General features: G+C 44.5%; 15 protein-coding genes. All 15 read left to right on the forward strand.

What is annotated here, in order from left to right; genetic code table 11:
- The first annotated feature begins 37 nt into the window (after positions 1 to 37).
- The 15 genes from ABXS85_RS03305 (at position 38) to ABXS85_RS03375 (ending at position 12166) form a co-directional block, all read left to right on the forward strand.
- On the forward strand, positions 38 to 1336 hold the full coding sequence (locus tag ABXS85_RS03305) for a DUF4123 domain-containing protein (RefSeq protein WP_353668628.1): 1299 nt from the start codon (positions 38 to 40) through the stop codon (positions 1334 to 1336).
- Between the two features lie 11 nt (positions 1337 to 1347).
- Complete coding sequence (locus tag ABXS85_RS03310; RefSeq protein ID WP_353668629.1) at positions 1348 to 2709, forward strand: hypothetical protein; 1362 nt, start codon at positions 1348 to 1350, stop codon at positions 2707 to 2709.
- A gap of 10 nt (positions 2710 to 2719) precedes the next feature.
- A complete protein-coding gene (locus tag ABXS85_RS03315; protein ID WP_353668630.1) occupies positions 2720 to 3475 on the forward strand; it encodes a hypothetical protein in 756 nt (251 codons plus the stop codon).
- Between the two features lie 54 nt (positions 3476 to 3529).
- Entirely contained in the window at positions 3530 to 3946 is a 417-nt protein-coding gene (locus ABXS85_RS03320) for a hypothetical protein (protein WP_353668631.1), read from the forward strand.
- 15 nt (positions 3947 to 3961) lie between these two features.
- A complete protein-coding gene (locus ABXS85_RS03325; RefSeq protein ID WP_353668632.1) occupies positions 3962 to 4516 on the forward strand; it encodes a hypothetical protein in 555 nt (184 codons plus the stop codon).
- Entirely contained in the window at positions 4513 to 5466 is a 954-nt protein-coding gene (locus ABXS85_RS03330) for a hypothetical protein (protein WP_353668633.1), read from the forward strand. Before ABXS85_RS03325 ends, ABXS85_RS03330 begins: the two co-directional genes overlap by 4 nt.
- Positions 5467 to 5509: 43 nt before the next feature.
- The gene (locus ABXS85_RS03335; RefSeq protein WP_353668634.1) at positions 5510 to 5926 is read left to right on the forward strand and encodes a hypothetical protein; all 417 of its coding nucleotides are present in this window, start codon (positions 5510 to 5512) and stop codon (positions 5924 to 5926) included.
- Between the two features lie 15 nt (positions 5927 to 5941).
- Positions 5942 to 6496: a hypothetical protein gene (locus ABXS85_RS03340; RefSeq protein ID WP_353668635.1), complete on the forward strand. Its 555-nt coding sequence runs from the start codon at positions 5942 to 5944 to the stop codon at positions 6494 to 6496.
- Positions 6493 to 7446, forward strand: a complete 954-nt coding sequence (locus tag ABXS85_RS03345) for a hypothetical protein (protein ID WP_353668636.1) — start codon at positions 6493 to 6495, stop codon at positions 7444 to 7446. The genes ABXS85_RS03340 and ABXS85_RS03345 overlap by 4 nt, the downstream gene beginning before the upstream one ends.
- A gap of 48 nt (positions 7447 to 7494) precedes the next feature.
- Positions 7495 to 7911, forward strand: a complete 417-nt coding sequence (locus ABXS85_RS03350) for a hypothetical protein (protein WP_353668637.1) — start codon at positions 7495 to 7497, stop codon at positions 7909 to 7911.
- A 59-nt stretch (positions 7912 to 7970) separates the two neighbouring features.
- Positions 7971 to 8369 (forward strand): hypothetical protein, encoded by a 399-nt coding sequence (locus ABXS85_RS03355; RefSeq protein WP_353668638.1) that lies wholly within the window; start codon positions 7971 to 7973, stop codon positions 8367 to 8369.
- Positions 8370 to 8386: 17 nt separating this feature from the next.
- Complete coding sequence (locus ABXS85_RS03360) at positions 8387 to 8617, forward strand: hypothetical protein (RefSeq protein ID WP_353668639.1); 231 nt, start codon at positions 8387 to 8389, stop codon at positions 8615 to 8617.
- Positions 8618 to 8701: 84 nt separating this feature from the next.
- Positions 8702 to 10000 carry a DUF4123 domain-containing protein gene (locus ABXS85_RS03365; RefSeq protein ID WP_353668640.1) on the forward strand — a complete coding sequence of 433 codons (1299 nt, stop codon included), beginning with the start codon at positions 8702 to 8704 and terminating at the stop codon, positions 9998 to 10000.
- Between the two features lie 11 nt (positions 10001 to 10011).
- Positions 10012 to 11403, forward strand: coding sequence for a hypothetical protein (locus ABXS85_RS03370; protein ID WP_353668641.1), 1392 nt, complete (start codon positions 10012 to 10014; stop codon positions 11401 to 11403).
- Between the two features lie 10 nt (positions 11404 to 11413).
- On the forward strand, positions 11414 to 12166 hold the full coding sequence (locus tag ABXS85_RS03375; protein WP_353668642.1) for a hypothetical protein: 753 nt from the start codon (positions 11414 to 11416) through the stop codon (positions 12164 to 12166).
- Positions 12167 to 12173: the final 7 nt, after the last annotated feature.

Raw genomic sequence — 12173 nt, forward strand, 5'->3', positions numbered from 1 at the left:
TGAATTTAAAATCTGATGGAAGTGTTTGGTAAGTTGTATGGATAATTTGAATGTTTGGGTAGTACGTTGTTACATCAGAGACACGCGTGACGATACGGATGAAGAGCTAACGGGTTTTTGTGCTGTGTACGCTAAGCAAGCAGACCATCTTGAAGGCATTTTACAACAACACTTTGAAAAGCAAACTCAACATTTACTGCGGGTTGAAGAGGCTTTTTCCATCATGGGCTGGTTGCAACAACACGGCCATAATAATGCTGTGATGACTATGGCTCAAGCCGTCGATGCTAACCACCAAGTCCAAGTGGGAGACTTACTTCCAGTGGAAAGGGTTGAGCCAGAATACCTCGAAGTAAAGGAATATGACATACCACCATTGGCCGATCAAAGTCATATTCCTCATCAATATCAAACCTTGATTGCTCCCGAACTGAAAACCCATTTGTTTGCTCAACCCAGTGAAGGGAAAAGACTCAGAACCTATTTTATTGTTGATCCTACTTTGCGTAAGAAAGTCACGGAGGTTTTCGACCTTAGCCCCGATCAAATAGACGTTCCCATACAATGCTTATTCAAAGGAAAAGCCGCGGAAACTTTAAAAGAAGCAGCACCTTATCTTATCGATATGACTTTACATGAAAATGCATGGGCACGTCATGAAAACGTCCCCACCTTCCACAAAGCGTTTTTCCAACATCATTGGGACAAAGGCACGGGGATATTCCTTCGTACAACGGATTCATTTGATGATGTCTTACAGCATTTTAGACGCTTTACCAAAGTCCGAATGGAAGAAGACAATCGTTGGGTATTCTTTCGCTTTTGGGATCCACGTACGATTGGCGTCTTCTTAACCGCGTTAGACAAGGAGGATGCGTATAAATTTCTCGCTTCACATCAAATTATTCGTCCTGAGGCGGCTAAAATAACCCACTACCAGATGGCTGAAACGATGACAGAAGCGCAGTCTAGAACAGGGCCTCCATTTATTATGAAGAATGCCTATCTAAACGCATTCAACGAGAACCAAACACACCAGTTCCTTGAAAAGCTGAAGCACTTTATTCGTGAAAAATCAGCGGAGTTCTCACAGCTCTCAGAGGAAGCACAATACGACTTGTTAAAAAGTCATCTTCAAGAGTCAAAGCACTTTAATATTACGATAGAGCAAGCAATGGCAAACTTTGTTCTCGCCTCCATTCAATATGGAAAACGCCTGTCAGATGAAGCAAGGTTTTTGACTATTTTAGAATCCAAACATCATGAATTAGACAAAACCAAGGCTTTGCTCAATGAAATAAAGGAACGCCAAACCAACGAGAGTCGCCTTAGCTAAGGAAGAAAATTATGGCAGATAATACTTTTTCAACAACACAAAAAGTGGGCGATTCCATCACCCCTTGTCAACAAGGCAATGTCTTTGCAGCTTACTGCCCACAAGGTGGGCCAACCTTGTCGGCGCTTGTTAATGGACAAGAAACACAAATTCCACAAATGGGGCCATTGGTTAAAAATGGCTTATCTCTCCCACAAACGACGGGGGCCCTTGAATTGAAAGTCGACAATCAATGCCGAACTATCATTCCTGATTTAGCTGAGTTTGAAATAAGCAAGCCGGAAGAAGTAGGCATCGCCATTGGGGTGCTGGAGAAAAAACCAGCCCCAGTAAAGACTGACTATAAGTTTACCGCGAAAGGTCGACAAATAAATTATGGCACCTTAGCTGAGAACAAGGTACAAAGCGATGACATTTATAATCTGGCCATCCCTCCGGCCTTGCAGGCATTGGCCCCCAAGGAAGGCACAATAGACATTGAAAATGCTGATGAAGACACCATTCGTTGGATGGCCGTCAGTATTGTTACCGTGTTGGGCCGAATTGATGAAATCACAGGAGCACAAGCTCTGGCGAACGCCACAAACAAGAACGTAGACTTTACCCTATTAGGCACCAATGCCGTTCCCTTAGCAATTGAGCTGATCGACATGTTAAAGAGCAAAGGCAATCGCGCTTTTTTACGTGAAATATTCAAAGACCAAACTCAACTGTCTAAGGTGTGGACCAACGCTGCTGGCAAGCTCATGGTATCCTTCCGTGGTTATGCAGGCTTGCGCTCTTTTTTAAATTTGTCTTCTTATGGAGTAAGTAATACAAAAGTCTCCATCATAAGTTCTGCGGTGCGTAATTCTCAAAACTGGGCGGGCACACTCAAATCTGTTGGCGGACGCATTCCAATTATTTCTTATGTAATCGTTGGGGCCATTGATGTGGTTGAGTGGTTGGCTTTACCCGAAGCTGAACAAGACTTTAGTGACCTATTGGCAGTACTTTTTGTGGATATATCTAAAATTGCTATTTCAGTAATTGCAGGGACAACATTCGCAGCACTGACTATTGCTTTAATTACAACTGCGCCAGTTTGGTTAATTATAGGAGTAGGAGTTGGTGCATCGGTTTTGGCGGGCATGGTTCTAGATTCTGTTGATAACGCCTTTGGTATTACCGAAAAGATTAAAGATCTTGCTAATAAGTTAGAAGGGCCAATAGACAGCTTCATAGAAAGCATGATGGAAGGAGTCGCTTCTGTTGAGGAATTCATAACACATGCTAATCCAGGGGATGGAGAAGTAACAGGGCCGATGGATTATCTAATGGAAATCGATACGGGAATCCGACAATACATTTATGATCGCCTAAGATGGCCGTAGGGGAATGAATATGAAGACCAAAGACGGTAAAAAAATACATTTAGATTTAGAAAAACTGCTACTTGAAAGGCCGGGATTAAAGTTAGCGGGGGGATTTGCGTCTTTTGGGGTGTTTATGATTTTGTATATACCGCTTGCAACCTTCATAGGGATAAAACTAGGAGGAGATTATGGTTGGAGGTTATTTTATTTTGCTCTGTTAGCAATTCCTGCAGCGGGTTTTTTAATGCACTTTTCCTTAGTTAAATATCGTCACCCAATGGCTATAAATATATTTTTATATTTTTGTGTTTCACCTTTTGGTTTTTATTTTACATCTTTTTTTATGTTTGCCTGCATGTCTGGTGTATCTTTGTTGGACTTGTGGTTTATCCCCATGCTTTGGTTAGTAGTTGAGATAAACGCTTATCGATTGTCATACAGAAATAGCGATACGGATTTAATCACCTATTTTCGTCGACAGTTTACGCTGGATGAAGATGGCAATTATTTATTTCGTTTAGATAGTAAACTTGTAGATCACCTCCGGGCGAGCAAAAAAGTACCACATTGGCTGAATTGGTTAGAGAACAGTATGGGAATATTAATCATGATCATTGGGCCTGCGCTCTTCATTACCAGTGCAGTGTTAAAAGATAACTTTGACCCCAGATTTGCTATTGCAGGAGGTATTTTCTTCTTCCTAGCGCCAGCATGTAGATTTGTCAGTACCGAATTTTACACCTTAAGGCGAGGACTAAAACTAAAACAGCAAGGGGCGTTCTAATAAATACTCGATATACTCACGCCTATCATTTTTATTTCAAAAAGGACTAATGACATGCCCCTAGTTTGCATCGACGGAACGACCGTTGCCATCAGTGTGGATGGCCCACAGGTATTAGCCAAAACCTCGGATACCGTGCCATCTTCCACGCAAAACACCTTAAAAGTAGGGGGTAAATCCGCCCTCTTAGAAGCTGATGTGGCCGACTGGCTGGCAGGCTATACAACCGACTACGACAACCCACCCTATGCTGGAGGCAAAGCACAGGGAGATTCCATTACGGGCGTGTCGGCCCTAACCGCTAACTCCATCTCCAGCGCTGAAATCGTCAAAAGCGATACCGTCTTCAACGCTACCTTAAGCGTTACCACACCCGGTGATGGCCCAAACGGCTCCAAAGACCCAGTATCCACCATCAACATCATTGTGGAAATCACCGACCCTGCGCAAACGCAGTTGAAGGCCACCTGATTGAAAAGCGGTTAATTGAAAAACGATTTCATCAATGGCGCCTTTTGCGACCAACTTTACAAACCCGTTGCACGCATCACTGAACAACGCAAAGAAGGCATTTTCAGTATCTTTACCGTTAAGATTGCTTTACCCCACTTTGTGCCGAGACAAAGCGACGTGAGTTTTTCACTCAGCGGCAGCTGGCAATATCGTAAAGTGGGTCAACGGGTTCTTACTACCGACACCCTGCTGTTGGCAACCCACAGCGAAGCCAACCGTTGGCAGATGAACAATGTGCAAGGCCAATTCTCCATGGACAGTGAACAGCATCATGGTTACTTGACATTCACCATAGATGAACGTCAAATCATGTCCATCAGGGACAAAAACAAACAATTGGATCAGGCCCAAAAAATAGGCCGAAACTTCCTCACCTACAACCTCTCATTGGAGTACCAACACCCGGCTGGCCTGCCCATTTGTTTGACCTACCCTCATATCGTCATAGACGATAACAAGTCCGCCATATCCTTTTGGCGCAACCAAACTGAAATCGATGCATTCGCGATGGAGCAAGCGGCCTCATGAGTCAAATTAAACAAGTCAGTAGTAATCTGTGGGTAGGGCCAAAACGTGGCGGCATTACACCCAATTTTATGAAAACTGAACATGCCATAGCACATTACCCAAATGGGGCATCCTTGATTCACGACCCAGTACAGCCGGGCAATAAAAAAAGAACGTTAGACTATGAAGGTGACCCAGAGACAGAACACATGGGCGAGTTTTTTGAAGCTTGTTCAGCGGGAGGGCACGAAGGCTATTTGGACATGCGCATCAATTCGGTTCACAACCGAGGTGAAGGCTTTTACATCATGGGCATTATCGGCCTCTTGTTTTGGTGGTCGTTTCATTATTTTGTGCTCACTGCCATTGAGGATGAGCAGGTCAGGAACCTTAGCATTTACAGTGGTTATGTTTTTTTTGGTGTAGGCGCGCTCATTTGTCTTTTCCGCACCTTGCACACCCCCGTACGCTTTCATAAAGCCAATCAAGAAGTCTATGTCTGGCACAAAAAAGTCTTGTATCGCATTCCTTGGCAAGAGTGCGAGCTCTCTATTCATGTCGACAAGCGCACTATCGGCCTTAAGGGCCAACAAGATGGCTACCAGCTAACCCTATGGCTCAACCCCAAACACGCGGTCAACAAAGATCTTTCCGGTCAAAAACACGTTGCCCTTAATTTGATTCACAATTTAGATCATCATACCCCTATTTACGGTTACTGGGAGTATGTGCGCCGTTACATGACGGGAGACACTCCTTTTTACATGCGAATAAGCGAAAGTCCTAGAACAATTCAATTAAACTATGATCCAGAGAAAGAAAGTTATATAACATTTATTTTGATGGTTATTGTTACATCACCATTTGTTTTATTGTTAAAACCAGACAAAGTTGCCTTACTCAGTCCCTTTAAAGAAAAATGGCCAGAAGAAGTACATGAATGGACAGGGGAACGCTGCAATTGGCATTAGGCAACCCCTGTCTTAGCTTAATTTTATTTTTAAGGACAACACCATGCCCCTAGTTTGCATCGACGGAACGACCGTTGCCATCAGTGTGGATGGCCCACAGGTATTAGCGAAAACCTCGGATACCGTGCCATCTTCCACGCAAAACACCTTAAAAGTAGGGGGTAAATCCGCCCTCTTAGAAGCCGATGTGGCCGACTGGCTGGCAGGCTATGCAACCGACTACGACAACCCACCCTATGCTGGAGGCAAAGCACAGGGAGATTCCATTACGGGCGTGTCGGCCCTAACCGCTAACTCCGTCTCCAGTGCGGAAATCGTCAAAAGTGATACCGTATTCAACGCTACCTTAAGCGTCACCACACCCGGTGATGGCCCAAACGGCTCCAAAGACCCAGTATCCACCATCAACATCATTGTGGAAATCACCGACCCTGCGCAAACGCAGTTGAAAGCTACTTGATTGAAAAGCGGTTAATTGAAAAGCGGCTTCATCAATGACACCTTTTGCGACCAACTTTACAAACCCGTTGCACGCATCACAGAGCAACGCAAAGAAGGCATTTTCAGCATCTTTACCGTTAAGATTGCTTTACCCCACTTTGTGCCGAGACAAAGCGACGTGAGTTTTTCACTCAGCGGCAGCTGGCAATATCGTAAAGTGGGTCAACGGGTTCTTACTACCGACACCCTGCTGTTGGCCACCCACAGCGAAGCCAACCGTTGGCAGATGAACAATGTGCAAGGCCAATTCTCTATGGCCAGTGAACAGCGTCATGGTTACTTGACATTGACCATAGATGAACGTCAAATCATGTCCATCAGGGACAAAAACAAACAATTGGATCAGGCCCAAAAAATAGGCCGAAACTTCCTCACCTACAACCTCTCATTGGAGTACCAACACCCGGCTGGCCTGCCCATTTGTTTGACCTACCCTCATATCGTCATAGACGATAATAAGTCCGCCATATCCTTTTGGCGCAACCAAACTGAAATCGATGAATTCGCGATGGAGCAAGCGGCCTCATGAGTCAAATAAAACAAGTCAGTAGTAATCTTTGGCTGGGGCCTAAAGTGATGGGAATAGCCCCTCAGTTTAAGAGAACTGATCATGCGATTGCGCATTACCCCAACGGAGAATCCTTAATTCACGACCCTGTGCAACCGGGCAATAAAAAAATGCCCATTCAGTATAAAATTAAGGAAGCAGAACACATGGGTGAAGTCTTCGAAGGCTCTTCAGCTGGCGGCCACGAAGGCTATTTGGATATGCGGGTGGATTCTGTGACGAACCGCAGCGAAGGCTTTTACATCATGGGCATCATCGGCCTCTTGTTTTGGTGGTCGTTTCATTATTTTGTGCTCACCGCCATTGAGGATGAGCAGGTCAGAAACCTCAGCATTTACAGTGGTTATGTTTTTTTTGGTGTAGGCGCGCTCATTTGTCTTTTCCGCACCTTGCACACCCCTGTGCGCTTTCATAAAGCCAATCAAGAAGTCTATGTCTGGCACAAAAAAGTCTTGTATCGCATTCCTTGGCAAGAGTGCGAACTCTCTATTCGTGTCGACAAGCGCACTATCGGCCTTAAGGGCCAACAAGATGGCTACCAGCTAACCCTATGGCTCAACCCCAAACACGCAACCAACAAAGACCTTTCCGGTCAAAAACATGTGCCGTTAAACATGTTTCACAACATGGATCACCACATTCCACTGTATGCCTACTGGGAATACGTGCGCCGTTACATGACGGGAGACACACCGCTGTACATAGAAATGAGTAAGGAGCCCAGAGTACCTGGCTTTAACACCGAAATGGCTAAAAGCATGGGATATGCTTTGGCCATACCTCTTTTCATTATAGTCGTCCCTCTTGCATTTGTGTGTAAACCGAACAAGGTTGCCTTACTTAGTCCCTTCAAAGAAAAATGGCCAGAAGAAGTACATGAATGGACAGGGGAGCGTTGCGATTGGCATTAAGCAACACCTGTCTTAGCTTGATTTTATTTTTCCTATAAGGACAACACCATGCCCCTAGTTTGCATCGACGGAACGACCGTTGCCATCAGTGTGGATGGCCCACAGGTATTAGCCAAAACCTCGGATACTGTGCCCTCTTCCACGCAAAACACCTTAAAAGTCGGGGGTAAATCCGCCCTCTTAGAAGCCGATGTGGCCGATTGGCTGGCAGGCTATGCAACCGACTACGACAACCCACCCTATGCTGGAGGCAAAGCACAGGGAGATACCATTACGGGCGTGTCGGCCTTAACCGCCAACTCCGTCTCCAGCGCGGAAATCGTCAAAAGCGACACCGTATTCAACGCTACCTTAAGCGTCACCACACCCGGTGATGGCCCAAACGGCTCCAAAGACCCAGTGTCTACCATCAACATCATTGTGGAAATCACCGACCCTGCGCAGACGCAGTTGAAGGCCACCTGATTGGAAGGTGGCTTAATGGGGAAATTAGTTAAGCTTAAAACAAGTATTTGCAGTGATATTTGCTTCATCATGCTAGAGAATACAAACAGGCGCACCAAGGGCCGGGCTTTAACGGCTTTTTAAAGAGACTGTTTCCTTTTGAAGACCAAGCGGGGCAAGAGCAAGTTTACTTGCACGCGCAAAAAGACCTCAAACAGCAAGTCCTCAACGATGTACAAACCGACATTGGCAAGGACCATCACCTAACGGTGGCCAATGACAGCTTCACGGAAGTGAAGAATAACCAAGCAATCAAGGTGGAAGGCGAGCGCCGTGTGCAAACCACCTTGGATCACTCCCGCATCATTAAGGGCAACTTGACCCAAGATGTGGGCACACTGGCGGTGATGGACGCACAAGAAGAATTGCACCTCAAAAGTGGTGACTCCATCAAGCCGGTGAAAACTTCATCACCATAGACGAAAACGGCATCAATGTGGTCGGTGGCATCATCAAGGTCAATACCGGGGGCGTGGCGTTACAAGGCAGTGGCTTTGCGGGACAAGAAGCGGAATTACCATTGGGAGAAGAACTGCCTGAACCGAATGAAGCCGTTATTAGTCATTCTAGCAACACGGCATCACCGCAGACACCAACGCTTGTTTCTGCCGCTGAAGCGGGCTCGCCAATCTGTGAAGAATGTCAGGCTGCAGCAGACAATGTATAAGCTTTTGCATCCAGCTTGCCTTTTGTTGCCATTAAAACAATTGGAAATGAATTTAAAATCTGATGGAAGTGTTTGGTAAGTTGTATGGATAATTTGAATGTTTGGGTAGTACGTTGTTACATCAGAGACACGCGTGACGATACGGATGAAGAGCTAACGGGTTTTTGTACTGTGTACGCTAAGCAAGCAGACCATCTTGAAGGTATTTTACAACAATACTTTGAAAAGCAAACTCAACATTTACTGCGGGTTGAAGAGGCTTTTTCCATCATGGGCTGGTTGCAACAACACGGCCATAATAATGCTGTGATGACTATGGCTCAAGCCGTCGATGCTAACCACCAAGTCCAAGTGGGAGACTTACTTCCAGTGGAAAGGGTTGAGCCAGAATACCTCGAAGTAAAGGAATATGACATACCACCATTGGCCGATCAAAGTCATATTCCTCATCAATATCAAACCTTGATTGCTCCCGAACTGAAAACCCATTTGTTTGCTCAACCCAGTGAAGGGAAAAGACTCAGAACCTATTTTATTGTTGATCCTACTTTGCGTAAGAAAGTCACGGAGGTTTTCGATCTTAGCCCCGATCAAATAGACGTTCCCATACAATGCTTATTCAAAGGAAAAGCCGCGGAAACTTTAAAAGAAGCAGCACCTTATCTTATCGATATGACTTTACATGAAAATGCATGGGCACGTCATGAAAACGTCCCCACCTTCCACAAAGCGTTTTTCCAACATCATTGGGACAAAGGCACGGGGATATTCCTTCGTACAACGGATTCATTTGATGATGTCTTACAGCATTTTAGACGCTTTACCAAAGTCCGAATGGAAGAAGACAATCGTTGGGTATTCTTTCGCTTTTGGGATCCACGTACGATTGGCGTCTTCTTAACCGCGTTAGACAAGGAGGATGCGTATAAATTTCTCGCTTCACATCAAATTATTCGTCCTGAGGCGGCTAAAATAACCCACTACCAGATGGCTGAAACGATGACAGAAGCGCAGTCTAGAACAGGGCCTCCATTTATTATGAAGAATGCCTATCTAAACGCATTCAACGAGAACCAAACACACCAGTTCCTTGAAAAGCTGAAGCACTTTATTCGTGAAAAATCAGCGGAGTTCTCACAGCTCTCAGAGGAAGCACAATACGACTTGTTAAAAAGTCATCTTCAAGAGTCAAAGCACTTTAATATTACGATAGAGCAAGCAATGGCAAACTTTGTTCTCGCCTCCATTCAATATGGAAAACGCCTGTCAGATGAAGCAAGGTTTTTGACTATTTTAGAATCCAAACATCATGAATTAGACAAAACCAAGGCTTTGCTCAATGAAATAAAGGAACGCCAAACCAACGAGAGTCGCCTTAGCTAAGGAAGAAAATTATGGCAGATAATACTTTTTCAACAACACAAAAAGTGGGCGATTCCATCACCCCTTGTCAACAAGGCAATGTCTTTGCAGCTTACTGCCCACAAGGTGGGCCAACCTTGTCGGCGCTTGTTAATGGACAAGAAACACAAATTCCACAAATGGGGCCATTGGTTAAAAATGGCTTATCTCTCCCACAAACGACGGGGGCCCTTGAATTGAAAGTCGACAATCAATGCCGAACTATCATTCCTGATTTAGCTGAGTTTGAAATAAGCAAGCCGGAAGAAGTAGGCATCGCCATTGGGGTGCTGGAGAAAAAACCAGCCCCAGTAAAGACTGACTATAAGTTTACCGCGAAAGGTCGACAAATAAATTATGGCACCTTAGCTGAGAACAAGGTACAAAGCGATGACATTTATAATCTGGCCATCCCTCCGGCCTTGCAGGCATTGGCCCCCAAGGAAGGCACAATAGACATTGAAAATGCTGATGAAGACACCATTCGTTGGATGGCCGTCAGTATTGTTACCGTGTTGGGCCGAATTGATGAAATCACAGGAGCACAAGCTCTGGCGAACGCCACAAACAAGGACCTAGACTTTACCCTATTAGGCACCAATGCCGTTCCCTTGGCAATTGAGCTGATCGACATGTTAAAGAGCAAAGGCAATCGCGCTTTTTTACGTGAAATATTCAAAGATCAAACTCAACTGTCTAAGGTGTGGACCAACGCTGCAGGCAAGCTGATGGTATCCTTCCGTGGTTATGCAGGCTTGCGCTCTTTTTTAAATTTGTCTTCTTATGGAGTAAGTAATACAAAAGTCTCCATCATAAGTTCTGCGGTGCGTAATTCACAAAACTGGGCGGGCACATTAAAATCCGTGGGAGGCCGCATACCTATTATTTCATATGTAATCATTGGGGCCATTGATGTGGTTGAGTGGTTGGCTTTACCCGAAGCTGAACAAGACTTTAGTGACCTATTGGCAGTACTTTTTGTGGATATATCTAAAATCGCCATATCCGTGATTGCGGGGACGGTTGCTGCGGCTGTAATTGTTGCCGCTTTCACCACAGCCCCAGTTTGGGCAGTCGTAGCAGCTGGAATTTTTGCATCGGTTGCTGTCGGTGTTATTTTGGATGCGGTTGATAATGCATGGGGCATAACAGATAAAGCAAAAGCATTAGTCAATACAATGGAAACGTCTATGGAAAGCTTTGCAGAAAGCATGATGGAACGAATTGAGTCCGCAAAGGAATTTATGAAGGAAGGCTTTGAGACCACAAAGGAATTTATGACAAATGCTAATCCTGACGACGGAAAGATTACAGGGCCAAATGATTTAATAGTGGAGATAGGCGCAAGTATCGAACATTATTATGATAGTCTGAAATGGCCATGATGGAAGCAAGATGAAGACCAAAAATGGAAAAAAAATTTTATTGGATATAGAAAAAGTTGCTAAAATAAGACCAATAAAAACTATTCCTATATTTACATCATTTGGAATATTTTTATTTTTATACCTTCCACTGGCCGCTTTCGTAGGATTAAAGCTTGGTGGTGATTGTGGCTGGACGTTATTTTACATTGCGATGTTTGTGATACCTGTCGCAGGTATTTTTATGCATTTCTCTCTAATAAAGCATCGCCATCCTATGGCAATAAATATATTCTCTTATACCTGTGTTTCACCTACTAGCTTTTATGCGTCTTCCTTTTTTATGTTTGCTTGCATATCAGGCGTGTCACTGTGGGATCTATGGTTTATCCCAGTACTGTGGTTGGTTGTTGAGTTAAATGCGTATCGCTTATCGCGCAGAAATACAGACGAGATGTTAATTACCTATTTTCGGCGCCAATTTCGATTGGATGAGAGTGGTAACTATTTATTTTATTTGGAAAATGGCTTTGTTGGTCGCCTAAAAGAAACAAAGAAGGTGCCCAATTGGCTTTATTGGTTAGAAAACAGTGGCGGTTTGCTCATCATGATTATCGGGCCATTGCTCTTTATCACCAGTGCAGCGTTAAGAGATAATTTTGACCCACGCTTTGCCATTGCCGGAGGCATCGCTTTTCTGATGGCACCAGGGTTTAGACCCGTCAGTACCGAATTTTATACCTTAAGACGGGCTCTAAAACTAAAACAGCAAGGGGCGTTCTAATAAATAC

Source organism: Marinomonas sp. THO17, assembly GCF_040436405.1.
Lineage (GTDB): Bacteria > Pseudomonadota > Gammaproteobacteria > Pseudomonadales > Marinomonadaceae > Marinomonas.